The organism is Thermomicrobium sp. CFH 73360, assembly GCF_023806465.1.
Classification (GTDB): domain Bacteria; phylum Chloroflexota; class Chloroflexia; order Thermomicrobiales; family Thermomicrobiaceae; genus Thermomicrobium.
The window spans coordinates 185019-203135 of record NZ_JAMSLS010000005.1 but is presented as its reverse complement, the minus strand read 5'-3'; the positions used below and the strand labels follow the sequence as shown (position 1 = coordinate 203135).

Annotated in this window: 12 protein-coding genes; 8 read left to right on the top strand and 4 right to left on the bottom strand. The window is 61.9% G+C overall.

The window, feature by feature from the left end; all coding sequences use genetic code 11:
* The first annotated feature begins 4 nt into the window (after positions 1-4).
* From modA to NET03_RS10510, 6 genes are all read left to right on the top strand, one after another.
* Positions 5-910, top strand: coding sequence for a molybdate ABC transporter substrate-binding protein (modA, locus tag NET03_RS10535; protein WP_252128877.1), 906 nt, complete (start codon positions 5-7; stop codon positions 908-910).
* A complete protein-coding gene (locus NET03_RS10530; RefSeq protein WP_252128876.1) occupies positions 907-1764 on the top strand; it encodes an ABC transporter permease in 858 nt (285 codons plus the stop codon). Before modA ends, NET03_RS10530 begins: the two co-directional genes overlap by 4 nt.
* Positions 1764-2588, top strand: coding sequence for a hypothetical protein (locus tag NET03_RS10525; RefSeq protein ID WP_252128875.1), 825 nt, complete (start codon positions 1764-1766; stop codon positions 2586-2588). Before NET03_RS10530 ends, NET03_RS10525 begins: the two co-directional genes overlap by 1 nt.
* Positions 2589-2594: 6 nt before the next feature.
* Complete coding sequence (locus NET03_RS10520; protein WP_252128874.1) at positions 2595-3263, top strand: sulfite exporter TauE/SafE family protein; 669 nt, start codon at positions 2595-2597, stop codon at positions 3261-3263.
* 1260 nt (positions 3264-4523) lie between these two features.
* Positions 4524-5339 (top strand): SDR family NAD(P)-dependent oxidoreductase, encoded by an 816-nt coding sequence (locus NET03_RS10515; RefSeq protein WP_252128873.1) that lies wholly within the window; start codon positions 4524-4526, stop codon positions 5337-5339.
* Positions 5340-5397: 58 nt separating this feature from the next.
* Positions 5398-6219: an SDR family NAD(P)-dependent oxidoreductase gene (locus NET03_RS10510; protein ID WP_252128872.1), complete on the top strand. Its 822-nt coding sequence runs from the start codon at positions 5398-5400 to the stop codon at positions 6217-6219.
* 107 nt (positions 6220-6326) lie between these two features.
* On the opposite strand, the gene NET03_RS10505 is transcribed toward NET03_RS10510, so the two are convergent.
* A complete protein-coding gene (locus NET03_RS10505; RefSeq protein WP_252128871.1) occupies positions 6327-7925 on the bottom strand; it encodes a multicopper oxidase family protein in 1599 nt (532 codons plus the stop codon).
* Positions 7926-9034: 1109 nt separating this feature from the next.
* On the opposite strand from NET03_RS10505, the gene NET03_RS10500 reads away from it, so the two are divergent.
* On the top strand, positions 9035-9607 hold the full coding sequence (locus tag NET03_RS10500) for a Uma2 family endonuclease (RefSeq protein WP_252128870.1): 573 nt from the start codon (positions 9035-9037) through the stop codon (positions 9605-9607).
* A gap of 170 nt (positions 9608-9777) precedes the next feature.
* On the opposite strand, the gene NET03_RS10495 is transcribed toward NET03_RS10500, so the two are convergent.
* From NET03_RS10495 to NET03_RS10485, 3 genes are all read right to left on the bottom strand, one after another.
* The gene (locus NET03_RS10495) at positions 9778-10686 is read right to left on the bottom strand and encodes a universal stress protein (RefSeq protein ID WP_252128869.1); all 909 of its coding nucleotides are present in this window, start codon (positions 10684-10686) and stop codon (positions 9778-9780) included.
* Positions 10686-11996 (bottom strand): Nramp family divalent metal transporter, encoded by a 1311-nt coding sequence (locus NET03_RS10490; RefSeq protein WP_503008163.1) that lies wholly within the window; start codon positions 11994-11996, stop codon positions 10686-10688. Before NET03_RS10490 ends, NET03_RS10495 begins: the two co-directional genes overlap by 1 nt.
* 784 nt (positions 11997-12780) lie before the next feature.
* Positions 12781-15231, bottom strand: coding sequence for a CBM96 family carbohydrate-binding protein (locus tag NET03_RS10485; RefSeq protein ID WP_252128867.1), 2451 nt, complete (start codon positions 15229-15231; stop codon positions 12781-12783).
* A 728-nt stretch (positions 15232-15959) separates the two neighbouring features.
* On the opposite strand from NET03_RS10485, the gene NET03_RS10480 reads away from it, so the two are divergent.
* Positions 15960-18032 carry a hypothetical protein gene (locus NET03_RS10480; RefSeq protein ID WP_252128866.1) on the top strand — a complete coding sequence of 691 codons (2073 nt, stop codon included), beginning with the start codon at positions 15960-15962 and terminating at the stop codon, positions 18030-18032.
* The last annotated feature ends 85 nt before the right edge of the window (positions 18033-18117 follow it).

Below are 18117 nucleotides of genomic sequence, written 5' to 3'. Positions count from 1 at the left end.
GGCGATGGTTCGTCGATCGGTGCGACGGCGTGCAGTGTGGCTGATGGTGCTCACACTCCTGCTCGGTGTCCTTGCCGGCTGCGGCGGACAATCAGGTGGAGGAGCGGCGACAGGCTCGAGTGGTGGTGCAACTCCAGGAACTGGATCAGCCGCATCGTCGGGCGGTGGGCAGAAGGTCATCGTCTTTGCAGCATCGTCCTTGCTCGAGCCGTTCCAGGAGTTGGCGCAGTCGTTTCAGCAGTCTCATGCGGGGACAACGGTTGAGTTCAACTTTGCGGGGTCGGCGCAGCTGGTGGCCCAGCTCGAGCAGGGTGCACCGGTGGACGTCATCGCCTTTGCTGACCTGATCAACATGAAGAAGGCACAGGACGGTGGCTTCGTCGCCAGCGATTCGAGGATCTTTGCAAAGAATCGCCTGACAGTCGTGGTGCCGAAGCAGAACCGGACGGGTATTCAGGGCTTCGCTGACTTGGCCAAGCCGGGAGTCAAGGTGGTGTTAGCGCATGAGAATGTCCCGGTCGGGAAGTATGCACGTGAGGTGCTTGAGCGGGCGAGCCAGCAGCCGGGCTACGGGCCGGACTTTGCGCAGCGGGTGCTGGCCAACGTGGTCTCTCAGGAAGTCAACGTGAAGCAGGTGTTGGCCAAGGTGGCACTGGGGGAGGCGGATGCTGGGATCGTCTACGTGACTGACGTTAAGGCAGCTGGTGCCGATGTTCTCTCGATCGACATTCCTAGTGACGTCAACGTCACCGCTTGCTACCCGATCGCGGTGGTGAAAGACACGAAGGCACCTGTGCTGGCGCAAGCCTTCGTCACGCTCGTCGAGTCCGAAGAGGGCCGAGCAGTGCTGCAGAAGCATGGGTTCGAGCCGGTCGAGCCGGGGCAGGCGGGAACGGAGGAGTGCTCATGACGCGAGCGCTGGAATATCCGGCGTTGCGAGCAGGGAGAGGGAGGGGCTCACGTCCTTTCTCGCAGCGGGTGAGTCGTGCTCTCCTGATTGGGCCGGTCGTGGTGTCGCTCGCCCTTTTGGTCATGCCATCAGTCGCATTGCTGGTGCGAGCTGCGGGGATTAGCCCAGAGACGTTCGCGCACTATGCCCGTGATCCCTTCTTCCTCGATGCACTCCGGCTGACGCTTGTCACTAGTCTGATCACGGTGGCTCTCGCGCTGGTATTTGGGACACCAGTGGCTTGGATCTTGGCGCGCTGGAATTTCCCTGGCCGTCGGCTTGTCGAACTCGCCGTGGGGCTCCCGGTGGTCTTGCCGCCGATGGTTGCTGGTGTGGCTCTCTTGATGCTCTTTGGACGGATGGGGTTGCTTGGGCAGTACCTTGATGCGTTCGGTATCCAAATTCCGTTCACGACCGCGGCGGTCGTGTTGGCGCAGGTCTTCACGGCTAGCCCGTTCTATATCCGTACCGCCTTGGAGGGATTTGCCAGCGTCTCCCCATCGCTTGAAGAGGCGGCACAGGTCGATGGATGTAGCTCGCGCCAAGCGTTCCGTTTGGTGACCTTACCGCTCGCACTGCCGGCTTTGGTCAGTGGGATCACGTTATGCTGGGCTAAGGCGGTCTCCGAGTTCGGGGCAACACTCCTCTTTGCTGGGAACTTCCAGGGCCGGACGCAGACGATGTCGCTGGCGATCTGGACGGCAATGGAGATTGACCTGTGGGAAGCCGTCGCGATGGCCGCGATGCTGTTTCTGGTCAGCCTCGTGATCTTCTTACTTGCAGAGCGGATGCAAGGGACGCGCGAGGCCCAGTGATGCGGGCGCTGGTGCTCGGTGCCAACGATGTTGCATCGGCGGTTGCCTGGTATCTGTGGCGCGAGGAGTATCAGGTCATCGTGGCGAGCGATCCGATGCCCGCGGTGACGCGGCGTGGCATGGCCTTCGCGGATGCGGTGTTCGATGGCGCCGCGGTGCTCGAAGGAGTCGTGGCGCAGCGGGCGGAGACCGTCGAGGCGGTGGAGCAGCTCCTCCAGGCACGCGCGGCAGTGCCGCTGGTTGTCGGTGACGATCTGGTCGAGTTGGTCGCACGGTATCGTCCGGACGTGGTGATCGATGCGCGGATGCGGAAGCGTGCTCAACCAACACCGCTTCGTGGGCTTGCGCAGCTCACCATTGGCTTAGGGCCAGGGTTTGTAGCGGGAGAGCTGGTGGACGTTGCCATCGAGACAAGCTGGGAGGAGCTTGGGGCCGTCCGCTGGGAAGGTGCGAACCTGCCGTTGGCGGGGGAACCACGCGAGATTGCCGGGCACGGCCGTGACCGATACGTCTACGCGCCGTGCGCCGGAGTCTGGCGCACTGAGCGGCGTATCGGGGAGGTTGTGGCGGCGGGTGATCTTGTCGCCGTCCTCCACTGCGAGGGCGGTGAGCGGTACGAGATCCGGGCGCTGATCTCGGGGGCGATCCGTGGACTCACACGGGATGGAGTGCCAGTCACGGTTGGCACGAAGGTGTTCGAGATCGATCCACGCGGACCGGCTGGACAGTGGCAGGGACTTGGTGAACGGCCACGGCGGGTGGCAGAAGGAGTCCTCGTGGCGATCACTGCATGGCGCGGGGCGGTAATGTCCCGAGAAGGGTGAAGTGTGATGGGCGTCGGGGCGCGTGATGGAGAGACCGCGGTGCCGCGTCGGTGGCCAACGGAGGCTGTCGGTTGGGGGGCGGCGGTCGGGGGTGTCGGAGGGCTCCTTGGACTTGGTGGCGCAGAATTCCGTATTCCAGTGGTGGCCTGGCTTATGCGATACGAGCCGCGTCTGGCCGTACCGTTGAGCCTCGGGGTGACGCTCATCACGCTGCTCTTTGCCCCGTTTGTACGCTCGCGGACGCTGTCGCTCGACCCGGTCCTGGGTCGCTTATGGGTCATCGGTGGGATGACGGTCGGGGCTGCTGCGGCCGCGCTTGTGAGCCCGCGCATCCTCTATCGTCTCCGCGATGAGAGTGTGCACCGATTGCTTGTCGGGTTGTTGGTCTTCCTTGGTGCCTTGATTATCGTGGAGGCCTTCCTACCGGCTTTCCCCTCACCGTTTCCGGATGCCGAGGGGGGTCAGGCGGTGGTAGCAGCGCTGTGTGGGCTTGGGATTGGACTGGTGGCCAGTCTCCTTGGCGTGGCCGGCGGCGAGTTCATCATTCCGACTTTGATCCTCCTTTTCGGGCTCGATGTGAAGGCGGCAGGGACGGCGAGTCCGCTGCTCAGTCTACCGACTATGCTCATCGGCCTCGTCGGATACGCGCGGCTGGGAGCGTTCCGCGACCGTTAACCGTTGCGAGTAACGGTGCTCCCGATGGCACTTGGCTCGATCGTTGGTGTCTGCCTCGGGGGTGGCTGGCAGGGTTTGCGCCCGGCATCTTTCTCAAGGTCTTCCTCGGTGCCTTGCTCATCTTCTCGGCGGTGCGTGCGCTTGGCAAGCGGCGGTGAGAGGTCTCCTCGGGAATGGGCACAACGTTTACCCCAATGAGGAGGGGGAGCGGGCGTTTGCCGGATAGTGGGGTGCGCCGGCGGATTGACGGACCAACACTCTCGTGGTTCTGGACGGAGCACAGGTCGCTGTTCAAGCACCACGGCGAGTTCATCTCGTGGGCGCGCTTGCAGAGGGTGAGGAGGGCCTGAGGGCTGCAACGGTGGGACGGTCCTTGGGGTAGCGGTCGCCTGAACGCACAAAAGCGGGGCCGGCGACGAGGGATGCACTCGAGTGGCACGGAGGGAATGGTTAGGCCGAGAGGGTGGCACATCTGGTGACTCATCAGGTCGGGTGTATTGGCCGGAGGAGTCATGCCGCGATGGTGCGTCACCGAGATGATTCCGGTACATCGTCTTCTGGTCCGCGCGCGAACGGGCTGCTGAACCAAGGCTGTCAGCGCGGTTGGGACCACTCCTCGGTCGCTCGCCGTGAGAGGATGGCTCTCCATCGCTGAACCCCAAGCGGTCTATGATGCCGTACCAGCAAGAGGGCTCTCCGTGGGGACGGGGTCACGGGGACTGATCGTGTGGCTGACCAGGAGACTGTTTGGGCGGGGGCCCGAGACTGTGCTTCGAACCTCTTCGCTCACGAGCCTACTGAGCAGCTTCTGATTTGCCCAGTGAGCGCAACGTCAAGACAGCACAACATGGGGGATTGCTCGGGAATAAGGCCCGCCATATACTTCAGTGCGAAACTCATAAGGTTCGGCCCAAGCCACGAGCCGAAGCACTGGTTGGCGGTCACAGTAGCGTGGACCGGGGACTCCTCATTTGGGCGGGAGCGGATCCGGATGCAGCGGTCGGCAAGGAGCCTTGGAAACGAACAGGGCACGTCGACGGACATCTTCTGCTGGGCACAGAGCCGAATTTCCCAGGTACGGGTCTGACGTGAGCGATAGGCGGGGCGGTGTGACTGGTGCGACGAGGACAAGGCGTCCGTCGGGGAAGTGAGAGGGAGATACGGCCGGCTGCTGAACGATGATCACCGGTTTGACCGGTGCGGAAGGCCGAGCGGGCGAGCGAGTGGGTACGCAGGTGATCAGAAGGGGGATCGTTGGCGATGACTGAGGAACGATGGCTGGAGGGAATGGTAGCACTGGTGACCGGTGCCGGCCGTGGAGAGGAGGGTGGGGGTGGTGCAGGGATCGCGAGGCACCTTGCGCGCCGTGGTGCCCGCATCGCCGTCAACGACATCAGCGAGGAACTCGCGCAGGCCACGGTAGAGCAGATTCAGCAGCGTGGCGGGGAAGCGATCGCGGTCGTTGGCGATGTCTCGAAGCCGGACGCTGCCGATCGGATAGTGGACGAGGTGGTGCGGCACTTCGGGCGGATCGATATCCTGGTCAATAATGCCGCGATCAGTGGATTGATTCCGGCTGTGGAACGCCTGCCCGATGAGATCTGGCATCACCAGCTGGCAGTCGATTTGGATGGCCCCTTCTATATGAGCCGCGCTGCTTTACGTTACATGATTCCTCAGCGGTTCGGTCGGATTGTCAACATCTCCTCATTCGCGGCGGTGCGTACTGGCTTCGTCGGGGGCGTGACCTACACGACGGCCAAGACGGGACTGCTCGGCCTGACGCGCCAGCTGGCCTACGAGGTCGCGCAATACGGGATCACTGTGAACGCGTTGATGCCGACTGGGCTCCTCAACCCACGGGTGCTTCGACTGCGACCGGACTGGGTCCAGGGCGAGGGGCCGTACCGCGCGATCCACCCTGAAGAGGAGCTCGGTTGGATTGTCGCGTATCTCTGCCACCCGTCGCTGACGGCGATCTCTGGGGCGGCTATTCCGGTTGACCGTGGCGTGTCGAGCGGGATCGGTGATTTTGCTGAGCTCAAGCGGCGAAGTGGCAAGGATACCGGTGAGTGAGGCCGGCACGTTTGCCAGGAGTGATTCGACGGCCGGAAAGGCGGAGAGGAACAGGTTCATGACCAGGAGTAGCGGACCGTGTGATCTTCGTGGGCTTGTGGCACTGGTGACAGGAGCAGGTGGTGGCGCCAACGGTGGCCTTGGCATGGCGATCGCCCGAGAGCTGGCGCGCGCAGGCGCGCAGATCGCGGTGCACGACTTTGTTGCTGAGGTGGCAGAAGCGACCGCCAGCGAGCTCCGCCAGCTCGGTTTTGTTGCAGAGGCGTTTTCTGCCGATATCACTGACTCACGGGAGGCCGATCAGCTCGTCGAACAAGTCATCGAACGATTCGGCAAGATCGACATCTTGGTGAACAATGCCGAGTATCGTTCAGCGGCGTATCGTCCTGATCAGATCCCGACCGAGGAGTGGCAGCGCAGCGTCGCGCTGAATGTGCATGCGCCGTTCTATCTCAGCCGGGCAGTGGTTCGGGACATGCGCCTGCGCAAGTTCGGGCGCATCGTGAACGTTTCAAACATCGCCGCGATCCGAGCGAGTATCCTCCACGGCGTACCCTACGTGACGACAAAGGAGGCGCTCTACGGTTTCACTCGGCATCTGGCGACCGAGGTGGCCCAGCACGGAATCACGGTGAATGCCATCCTCCCAGGCTTTGTGGTCACACCAGAGCTCCGGGCGCAGTGGCCGGAAGAACGGTTCGAGCGACTCGCACCGACCATTCCGGCCCGCCGTGCGGGGACAGCGGAAGAGATCGCAAGTCTGGTTGTGTATCTCGCCAGCCGAGAGGCCGGTTACCTGACTGGTGCGGCCATTCCGATCGACGGGGCCGTTTCAATCGTACCCGGAGGTCGAACGGATCCCGAGAACGCGTTTGTGTGATGGGTTGGCTCCGGCAGCTCACGACGCTGTGTCTGTTTGGATGGCTCGAGGAGCAAGCGGGGACGCATGGGGACGGGCGGGTCTTTCGCCCGTCCCCGTGACAATGTTCAACCGACCTCGATGATCCGCATCATCCCTGTCTCCTGATGGTACAGGTGGTGGCAGTGGAAGGCCCAAAGGCCGGGATTGTCTGCCTCCCAGTCGATTGTGACCTCCTGCATGGGGTCGATGAGGACGGTGTCGCGGAGTGCTCCCTGCGGGGACTGGCCGACGCGGAAGAAATGACCATGTAGGTGCATGGGATGAGGCATCATCGTCATGTTCTGTAGGCGGAAGCGCACGCGTTGGCCGAGTTTGACGTGGATCGGCTCAGCGTCCGGATAAGCCTGGCCGTCAATTGTCCAGACGTACTGCCCCATACCACCGCTGAGGACGACCGGGAGCTCGAGATCGGGCGTGAACGGCGCACTCTCAGTGTTCGCTGAGCGGACGCGTAGGCCATGCAGGAGTTCACCAGCCAACTCAGCCGGGCGCGTGGTGATTGGAGAAAGCGATCTGCCACTCCCCTCGTAGCGCAACACGGCCAGCGCAGTTGCGTTTGTTCCCTCGGCCCAGGCAACAAGCGGCCAAACCCCAGCGTTGTCGAGCTGCACCAGGACGTCGTAGCGCTCGCCCATCCCGATTCGTAGCGCGTCGCCCTCGAGTGGCTCGATCGGTTGCCCGTCGACTTGGACGAGGCGAAGCCGGTGCCCGACAAGCGCGACGCGGAAGATTGTGGCTGAGGCAGCGTTGATCAGACGTAGGCGGAGCAGTTCGCCGCGCTTGCCCGCAAACGCGAAGGGCGCATCAACCGATCGCCCGTTGATCAGGTAGAGGGGATAGACGAGATCGGGAGTGAGTTCCGGTGGTGACCCACCTGGCATACTGGGCATCGTTCCCATTCCGGGCATCGTGCCCATCCCTGGCATTGTGTTCATCCCGGGGGTCATTGGCATAGTGCCGTGGCCCATACCATGTGCATCGTGGCCGGCCCCGACCAATTGCTGAAGCGCGTCCTCTGGGGTGCCGGCGATGCCGTCCAGCCAATCGTCGAGAACGAGCGTGACCTCACGGTCGTAACTCAGCGTCTCCTGCCGGGGTTCAACGATGAGTGCACCGTAGAGCCCACGATCAAGCTGGAGCCCGACGTGGGTATGGTAGAGGTAGGTGCCAGCCACAGGAACCACAAACTCATATGTGAACTGGGTGCCGGGAGCGATGGCTGGTTGGGTCACGTCCGCTACCCCATCCATGGCATTCGGGACGGGGATGCCGTGCCAGTGGATGGTCGTTGGTTCAGGGAGACGATTGTCAACGACGACGCGGAGCGCTTCACCTTCACGAACACGGAGCTCAGGTCCGGGAAGCTGACCGTTATAGGTAAAGGTACTCACCCGATGCGAACCGACTTCAAGTTCAGCTACCACTGTCTCGACGCGATACGTCCTCACCGCAGTCGGACTTGCTGTTGGCGTGAGTGTTTCCCCGGAAAGCCCAGGCGTGAGCTGAGTGCTAGGTGTTGTGGGTGTGACGATCTGCGCCGTGTTGGTGGCGGGTGACTGACGGCACGCAGCGAGTACGGTGGTCAGAACACCGACACCCACGAGGCTGAGCGTGGCTCGACGGGTGAATCGGCGAGATGTGAAGACCAATTGTGAGTTCCGCATCGAGATCTCCCTATGGTCTCTCACTCTGGGCCAACGTCGTCACGCCTGCAGTCAGCACGAGTACGCCAACTGCTCGCTGGAGCGGGGGTCCAGTAATGAGGAGAGGGGATCAATTCCGTAAGCAGCGGAATTGAACGCAAGTCACACGGGTGGATGTGCCGAGAGGGGCAGGAAGAAGTCGACGTGGGGATTGTGGCGCAGTGTAGGCGAGTGCCGTGCTGTGCTGACGAGAATGATGGACGATCCATCCCACAACCACAAGCAGGACAGCCACAAGCTGGCAGAGAGCCGATCCAAGCCCGCTCATGCAGGGTGTTACTGCTGTGACAAGGGCTGCGGGGATGGTGAAGCGTGAGGCGACCGGGAATGGGTGGAAGGCGGAAACGTGCGTGATCAGGCTGGCTTGCAGGGATGGAGACACAGCGTGCACGTGCTGGGCGTAATGCACACAAGACGTCTCATGTGGGAGGGGCGAATTTGCCGGTACAGAGAGAACACCTCGCAAGTGGTTGGTCAGGCTGGCAGTGCCGGGGTGGTGTGCCGCGAGGAGACATGTCAGTGCGGTGAGAGAGAGTGATACCGCGAGGATCAATGAACATGGTCGCCAATTTCCTTGTGTCGTTTGTGTCTTAGCAGCACTGAGCATGTCCACACCCTGTTCGTGCACCGCGGGTGGTTTCTGCACCACCAACGAGGTGAAGTGTAGCAATGTCCACGCTGCGGAAGGTATCGCATGCTGTGCTGCCAATACAAAGGCGGAGGCCTACCAGAGAAACACCGTGGTCCCAGTTGCGCCGTCCGTACAGGAAGCGTGTTGCTCTTCCCTCGTTCCCACTCAAGAGAGCCTCCGAGAACGCCCTGATTCAATGCAGGAGGGCACACAGAGTCATTGGTTGGCGCTGCCGGAATCGTATAGGAAGTGGAAGGTTCTGGTGATGGTGGCCGTCTTGGGGGATCAGTCTGATGCCAGCAGTCCCCGGTGAGGGTGCTTACTTGCACTCGCGCCATCGATGGCATTCACTTACAGGAAGATCACCGAACTGGGTTGTGGTGACGTCGACGTTTTTCCGCGGTGCTGGCTGGATCTGCCGAAACAGGAGCATCAGACGATGAATGTGGCGGAAGAGCGCGTGGCGTTGCTCACGGCCGAGGAGCTTCTGGAGCTCCCGGAGAAGCCGGGGATGCGCTACGAGCTGCATGAAGGGAAACTCGTGGAAATGCCTGGGGCTGGGGCTCGGCATGCTGCGATTGTCGTTCGCCTTGTGATGCTGCTGCACCAGTTTGTGACGGCACGCGGACTTGGTTTGGTCTTCGGAGATGGACTTGGCTATATCTTGCGCCGCAATCCGGACACGGTGCGGATACCGGATGTCTCGGTGGTGCGGCGGGAGCGGGTGCCGGAGGGAGGGATTCCAGAGGGGTTTTGGCCGGGGGCGCCGGATCTGGCGGTAGAGATTGTGTCGCCGCATGATCGGGCGGAGGAGGTACACGAGCGGGTGCGGGAGTACTTGGGGGCAGGGGTGCGGCAGGTGTGGGTGGTGTGGCCGCGGAGTCGGGCGGTGACGGTGTATAAGGGGGGTGGGGTGGTACGGGAGCTCAGTGCGGAGGAGGAGTTGGAGGGTGGCGAGGTGCTGCCAGGCTTCCGCGTGAAGGTGAGTGACCTCTTTGCGGTGGATAGGTGAAATGTTGCCCGTCTTCGTCTTGGTTGAAGATTCGGAGTGAGCTGGGCGGTTACCCCTTGCACTCCTGCAAGCACGCCGCTCCACCTTGGAGAGGATCATCAGTGAAGTCCAGCATGCTCCTTGCGTGTTCCATACGGAAGGCTGGCGCAACTGGGAGCACTGGCTCGTCCTTAGCTGATTGGAACCAGGAGCAGCGGGACGGAGATCCGCTCGAGGAGGCGGGCAGCGACACTACCGGCGAGCCAGCCTGGCAATCCCGCTCGACCATGTGTCGTCATGACAACGAGGTCCGCTTCGGTGGTCAATCGGGCCAGTTCGTCTACGACATCCCCTTGCCGGACGGCAATAGTGACGGTCGTACCCGCTGGGGCGGTTGCAGCCATCTGCTGGAGTTCCTGCTCTGCCCGTTCCCGTTCGAGCTCCAAAAGCGCAGCGGTCGCGCTGGGCAGGAAGACGGCGGGAGCACTCTCGCTGAGGCTGAGGCGCTCGAGTGTGGGGACAATCTGTGCCAGCAGTACACGAGCAGGAAGGCAGCTCGCCAGATGCCAGGCAAGCGGTACTGCGCGCTCGCTTTCCAGAGATCCATCGAGCGGGACCAGGAGGCGCTGGAAACTCGCGGGCTGGAGCGTGCCGTGACGGTTGCGAAGAGCGCGCACGACGAGCGTGGGGAGTTCTGCCTGCTGGAGGACCTGCTGTGCGATACGACCGAAGAGTAACCCGCGTAGACCTCCATGACCGTGATTGGTGAGGGCAATGCCGTCGACCTCGAGTGCGCGTGCTTGATGTGCGATGCAGGCTGCCACCGCCTCGCGATCGGCGGAGATGATGACAATGCGTGTCGCGATGGTGTGGGTCACGAGTTGTTGGGAGATGTTCTCCAGATAACGAGCGGCCTCTTCGGCGATAGCGAGGTGCGGCTCGCCGTGGATCTGCTCGGGTGGTGCGGGTTCGAGGACGTGGAGGAGAATGAGTTCCCCGCCACAATGCCGCACGATACCAGACACGATCGGCAAGATCTGCTCAGCCAGGCGTGACCCATCGAGCGGGACGAGGATGCGGGAGAAGGAAGGAGCACTCATCAGGCACCACCAGCAAAGGTTGTCCAGAGCAGAAAGAGATTCAGAGCAATGATCAAGGCAGCTAGGCAACTGGCCAGCGCCGTGATGAGGCGGCGATTCACCAGTTCCCCCATCAGGCGGCGCTTGGCCGTGAAGAGAATCAGCGGAATGAGCGCGAAAGGAATGCCGAAGCTCAAGACCACTTGGCTGATGACCAACGTGCGTGTGGGATCCAGCCCAAGCGCAATCACCACCAATGCCGGAAGCATCGTGATCCCCCGACGAAACCAAATCGGGATGGTGCGGTGAAGGAATCCCTGCATCACAACTTGCCCGGCCATGGTGCCAACGGTCGAGGAGGAGAGACCGGAGGCCAGGAGCGAAAGGGCAAAAGCCGTGCTGGCCAACGAGCCGAGAAGCGGCTCGAGCGTGCGGTGCGCTTCTTCGATCGTCCCCACCTGTGCCAGCCCGCGCGCGTGGAAGGTTGAGGCCGCCATCACCAGCATGGCAGCGTTCACCAGCCCAGCGATGCCCATCGCAATCACCACGTCCAGAATCTCAAAGCGGAAGATGCGGCGCGCTTCTTCCGCTGACTGCGGCACGATCCGGTGTTGTGTCAGCGCCGAATGCAGATAGATCACGTGGGGCATGACGGTTGCTCCTAAGATACCAGTGGCAAGGAGGACGCTTTCCGGCCCAGCAAAGTGCGGAATCACCGCGTGGGTCGCAATGGCTCCCCAATCCGGCTCTTCAAGGATCGTTTCTAGGATATAGCAGCCAGCGATGACGCCCACCAAACTGGTGATCACCGCCTCGATCGGCCGGTGCCCATACCGCTCCAGGGCGAGGATCGCGAACGTCGTGATACCGGTCAAGAGCCCACCAACAAAAAGCGGGAAATGAAAGAGCAGGGCAAAGCCAAGCGCTGCGCCAAGGAACTCCGCAAGATCGGTTGCCATCGCCACGAGCTCGGCCACCACCCACATGCCCCAGGTAACGGGGCGGGGAAAGCGCTCGCGGCAGATCTCTGCCAAGTTGTGGCCGGTAGCGATGCCTAACTTGGCGGAAAGCGACTGGATGAGCATCGCGGCGAAGTTTGCTGCAAAGATGACCCAGAGCAGGGTGTACCCGAACTGAGCCCCGCTTTCGATGTTCGTTGCATAGTTGCCAGGATCGATGTACGCGACACTGGCAACAAACGCAGGGCCAAGATAGGGAAGGCCTTTGGCCAAGGGACGAGTGCGGAAGCTCCCTCGACGGGCCGCAACCGGGTTTGATGACTTGGCCTCTTGTGACGGAGTGTCCATTACCTGCCTCACTGAATTAGACAAGGCTAATAATACTCTTCACGCAAACGAGTGTAACAGGGATTTCGAGGCTCCGGACGTTGGAGGTGGTGTCCCCCTTTGTCCTCAGGACGACTTCTTGGAGAAGCCGGGTAGATACGTACGATGACTTCCTGGGGTGCGGAGTGGGCGGTGGGTACGGAGCCTGTAGGCAGCCTATCTTCCGCGTTGTGCGGGCTTGACGCAATGGCCATGCGCGCAAGCAATGCGGCGTACCTATCTTCCGCGTTGTGCGGGCTTGACGCAATGGCCATGCGCGCAAGCAATGCGGCGTACCTATCTTCCGCGTTGTGCGGGCTTGACGCAATGGCCATGCGCGCAAGCAATGCGGCGTACCTATCTTCCGCGTTGTGCGGGCTTGACACTGGGCATCGTATCCCGATGCAGGCGGCGGTACGGTTGTTTGGCAATAAGGAGCGCTCCGCGGTGCTCGGCGGGAGCGAGTTGGGCGCGTACATGCTGGTTCCTAGGATCACTACCGTGGGGTACGTGGGTCATCGATGCGAGGCGGCTAGGGTGTCGGTAGCGACGTTACTCGCCTAGTGAACGGTTGAGCGCGCGCAGCTGCGCATTGAGCAGGCGATCGGAACGATTTTCGGACGCCGTTGGGACTATAGAGTTTTCGGCAGGAAAGGCGCGCACGTGCTCCAGTTGAGCCCGCGCTCTGCCGTCACTCTCTGTGGCGAGGTCGTGTCGGTGTGGGCGACTGAGGGAGGAAGGTGGCTCGGAACAGGCTTCAGCCTGTTCCGAGCCACGAAGTGGAAAGTGTTTACCGTACGGGGGTGCTTCCCTGATCGAGGATTGTGCCATCCTCCCGGACAAATGCCCACTCGTAGCGATCCGGATAGAGCGAGAGCTTGAGGACGCCGTAGACGTTGTCGAGGCGCACCTCGTCGCAGGGTTCATCGGCGGCGTGGACGTCCGCATCGTAGACGTTCTTCCCGCCCGTGCCGACGACAAAGTGGCGGACGGTTCCCGTGTTGCAGACGGAGTCGGCGTTCTGGAGAGCGAAGCGCTGGTAGTTGTGATCGTGTCCAGCCAAGGAGAGATCAACGCCATACTGATCGAACAGGCGGTAGAGCGGTCCCAGGCTGGACTTGTACTGGCCGTAGTAGTTACCGGTCGTCCAGTACGGGTGGTGGAGGAAGACGAGCACGTTCTTCCCACGGTTCGCCTCGAGCACGCTCTGGACGAACTGGTATTGCGGTGATCCAGCACCACAGCCACCAATCTTGGAGCAGTTGGAGTTGATGGCGATCGCAATCCAGTTGTTGCCCAGATCGAAGGCGTAGTAGCCCTTGGTGCGATCACCCGCGAGCGTGCCGAAGTAATCGAAGTAGCCAGCGGCGCCCGAGGTCAGATACTCGTGGTTTCCAGGAACCGGCTTGGTCATCGCCTTCAGTTGGCCCCAGGTCGGATCGTAGCTCTGCTGGAACTTAGAGAGACTCCCGTCCTCATACTGGAGGTCACCAAGCGCCAGCACGTAGGTGGGGCCGAGCCGCTTGGTGAGTTCGGCGGTGTACTTGTGACGACAGGAGGTCGCCGTGCCGTTGTTGTTGTTCCAGCTGGAGGAACCAGGGTCACAGGCGATGTCACCGACGGCGACGACCGTCACCGGACTGGTGCTGGAGGGGGGTGTCGTAGGTGTCGGGCTTGGCACTGGTGTCGGGGTGGGAGTCGCAGTTGGTGTGGGTGCTGGAGTGGGTGTCGGCGAAGGAGCAGTGCCCTGCCCGTTGGTGTGCAGAATGTCGAGATAGACGCCGAAGCCGGACGAGCTAGCCCATTGTTGGGCCGATTCCACCGAGGTGCCCTCGCCCCACTCATTGAAGGTGGTGATTAACTGCCAGGGCTCGCCGCTCGCGACCATGTCACGGACGTTCTGTGCCCAGCGGTTGGGATCGCGAGCCAGGCGCGGTTGACTCTCGGTGGCGAGCCAGAACCCGGGCGAGATGGTGTAGGAGAAGCCCCGCTGCTGGTCAGCGGCGACAGCAGGGCCGTATTGATGCCAGGAGTCGGGTTGGGTCGGACACGTGCGGTAGCCGACAAAGACCTTCAGGACAAGGTAGGCCCCAAGTTGGCGTGCAATGGGCACCCAACGGTCGGCGACTTCACAGGAAGAATCGTCAGCGTTGTAAACGAAGACAACAAACTTGCCATTCACGCGTAGGTAGTCCGGATCGCTCGCGTAGCGATCCCGAATGTACGTGAGGTCACTGCGGATCTCGTCTGCGGTGAGGTCGCGCTGGCCCTCCTGCTCGTGGTAGATGGCCCACTTGAAGCCGGTCCCGTCGCTGGCCTGAAGGATCTTGGCGAAGTCGACATCGGTGTGATGCCCCTGACCCCACCAGGAGGCGATTGCGGCCCGGATGCCACCATACTGCATGGCAGCGATATGCTGGCGGATCACGGTGGCGTCACCGGTGTCGTAGTAACCGAGTGACGGGTGGTAATGAGTGAAGGGATAGAGGCCACTCTGGCGCCAGGCTTCTGGGAACCAGGGATAGTAGAAAGCGGCACGGATCGGGAAAGAGAGACTATCACCGGTCACCGGCGGGCCCGGGGTGGGGCTGGGCGTGGGTGCAGTGGTTGGGGTGGGTGAAGGGGCAGCGAGGGTTGGGGTGGATGACGGGGTTGGGGTGGCGGAATTCGCGTTTGCGAACTCAAGAACAAGCTGGGGTGCAGTTGCGCCAGTCTCGCGACTGGCCAAGTTCATCTGTGTTGCATCAGTCGTCACGATGGCGAGGCTGAGCTTGGTTCCCGGCTGGACAACGGCGGTCACGTCGATGGTTGTCCACTGGCCACTGGAGAAACCGCCGGAGCGTCCAAGGACCGCACTCCCGACTGCTGGGGCATTCTGGTATGTGATGGTGCGCTCGCTCCAGCTTGTGTCAGAGACGGGACGAAGTTCATAGCCGGTGCGATGTGAGCTTTGGGCGTAGATGCGGAGCGTCGCGCGAGTGATCGTGTTTGAGACAGTGGTCAGGTCGAAGCGGAGGTAGCTCCGCATGATCGGTGAGCCATCGACTCGGAGTGCGGTGGCAGTACCATAGTTTTGGGTCGGCTTGCTTTCGTAGACAGAGGCATCCGCTTCAGGAGTCAGGGTCAGCGTCTGGGGTGCACCGCTGCTGCGGCTGATCCAGGCGACGGAGAGCGTCGCGATGACGAGGATGACGGCGCTCACGGCGCCGAGTCGGTCGCGCAGGGTCTTCCAGTGCTGCACGTCGTGACCTCCTTACGCAGTGATCTCGGAACCGGCCGGCTCGCCCCTCGACAGTCAGAACTACGGATGTTTGGTGGTGCCAGAGAAGGCACAGTGCTCCCAAGAGAGGTGCCCGGGATGGACTAGGAGCAATCAGGACGAATGGAGGAGAGATCCGACCGGAGGACAGTCAGCCTACTGGTTTGGTGCTCGATGGTGGACCACGGATGGGGAATGGTTGATGCTCCGGAGTGCTCGGCAGCTCGTGGTCTCTCCTGGAGCGAGCTGATTTCCATGGCACTGATCGCCGATCGTCCCCCGGTCGACCGGACCGGTGCGGCATCCGCTGCTCCCCTGTTCCCCTACCCGATCTTCCCAGCGAGGTGTGCGTCACCCCGTATGACGGCGTGGGAGGGTAGCAAGAGCCACGGGTTGTGACAACAGGACAAAGGTTCAGTTCTAGGGATGAGCACCATCTGGAAAGAAATCGAACAAACTCTGGCAGTCCTCTGTCATGAGAATGGTCATCCTTGACTAGCTATCAGATCGGCGCATGCATACGCAGATCTCGCTATCTTTCGAAAAGTCGACGCACTGAAGATGAAATAAACGGTCTTGCGCTGGGCGGTCGTCTGTGGTACTGTTGGGCTAGGAAAAATTTCCCAATCCAGCGCAACGGCTTCGGCGGGGCCGCTGGAGCGGCAGAGAGATTTCCCTTATGACTGCCTCAGGGGGAAGGGAGACTGACAATGGCGGCATTCCTCGATCATTCGTCTCGCTTACTGCACGAGCGATTTGTGGATCGCGAAGCTGAACTGGCCCAGCTCGTGGCGTTCCTCGTCGGGCCAGCACCCGTTGGAACTATTGCGGTCACCGGGCCACCCGGCATCGGGAAAAGTGCTCTGCTGCGAGAGTTCGTCCGATGCTGTGCGGAGCTGGGTGTTCCCTCGGCGTTGGTAGACAAGGCGGTGCAGCGAACACCGGAGGAGATCGCCGCTTACGCCGCACAGGAGTTCGGGTTGCCGGGAAGGACCTTAGAAGAACTCTTCACCGCGATCGGCCGACGAGTGCTGTTGCTCGACCACTATGAGCCAGAACAAGGACTCGACGAAGCATTGCGTGCAGCCCAACTCGCGGGCAGTGGTGATCTCCTCCTTGTGTTAGCGATGCGGCAGCTCCCACCGGCCAGCTGGCTCCAGGACGCGGACTGGAGTGCCCTGTTGCACGTTGTGCGCCTGGAAGCGCTGTCGCGCTCCGCTGCCCTAAGCTATTGCACGCGCGCTGGTATTGCTGGAGAGACCGCAGAACGGATCACCGAAGTCGCAGCAGGGCACCCTCTCACACTGACGCTCCTGGTACAGCGAGCGGTGACTCGCGCGGATGAACTTTCCCATGCTGCGCTCCTTGAGGTCGCTGAAGCAGTGCTGCGTTCAGCGATGAATACGCCAGAGTCGGACCAAGGTGCCGCGCTGGAAATCGCTGCCCTCGCCGGTGTGGCGAGCGAAGGAACGCTCCGTGCGGTCCTCGAGGACGGAGATCCTGGTGCCCTCTTCCGTTGGCTCTGTGTGCAGCCGGTCACGGTCGTCACCCCTCATGGACTGGCCGTTCGAGAGCCGTTTGGCTCCTTCCTCATCGACTCGTTGCTGTGGCGAGATCCGGAGCGTGTTGTCCAGCTGCGAGCGCAGCTGCGAGCTGCGAGCATCGATGCCCTTCGGCGAGGGAGTAGTGTTGTTCGCTTGCCGCATCTCCTGCGTCTCCTTGTGCTTGCCGACGAGCGTGGGGCGTTTCGGCGCGCACTTGTGACTGGTCTCGCGCGTGGCTTGGAAGTGGGCGTGCTGCGCCGCGACGAGCAAGAGGCCGCGCTGGCGATGGTACCTGTCGCACCAATGCGAGCGCTGCTCAACGGCTGGCTCACCCACGGTCTTGCGTTGTGTCGAGGAATCCGCGATGGCGCTGGGCGGTTGCTCGCCTGGACAACCACACTCCCATTAGACGCTCCGGTGTGGGGAACAACAAGTGACAGCATGGCATTGCTCACTGAACTTTGCCAGGCGATGCATGTTCGTCCCGGTGAACGCGCAGTGGTTCATTTGAGCTGGATCGCTCCCTCGGAGAAGGAATCTCCTGAGAGCCTAGTCGCATTGGCGATGGAGTTGCATTGGGAACGGGCGTTGCTCATGCCGCAGTTGGCAGTCTGCGGCTTCCTCAGTGACGAAGCTACCGTTCATCGGGCGACAGTTTGGGAAGTCTTCCACATTCAGGCTGTTCGATCACAGTGGGCGGGAATGCCGTTTGTCCTTGGAGTCCGCGACTGGCGTCGGCGCAGTATCACAGAGTGGCTGGCTCAGCCAGATGCGTTGGAAGAGGATGCCGAAATCGTGCTGCAGGGCGATGCACTGGATCGATCGCTGTTCACGGTCGCGGTGGTGCAGGCCCTGCGAGACGTGAGCCGCCCGGAGCGCCTTCGGGGGAATGCGCTCCTCTCATCGCGCGTCGTGACGCGCCTGGCCGGGGCAGGAGCGAGTGAGCTGCAACGCATTCATGCACTGCGGCAACTGCTCGAGCGAGCGATTACCGAGCTCGGTCTGCGTCCACAGTATCGCCGTTGGCAGCTCGTAGCGGAGAGTGCCTATCTGCGGCCGATTGAGTCGCAGGAGCGGATGGCCGAGCGATTGGGGATTCCCTTCAGCACCTATCGGAGGTATCTCAAGTCAGCGACGGAGTGGATCGTCGAATACCTGTGGCAGTTGGAAGTCGGTGATCCGGACGGAGCGATCCGTGGTGGAGAGTTCCTCGAACTTCCCCTGAAGTCCAGCGCCTGACTGCCATGGTAAAACGGGGCAGGGACGCCGTGGATGGTTCGGGGGTGCACCGTGACGACGTTGCCTGTCCTGCGGCAGAAAGATT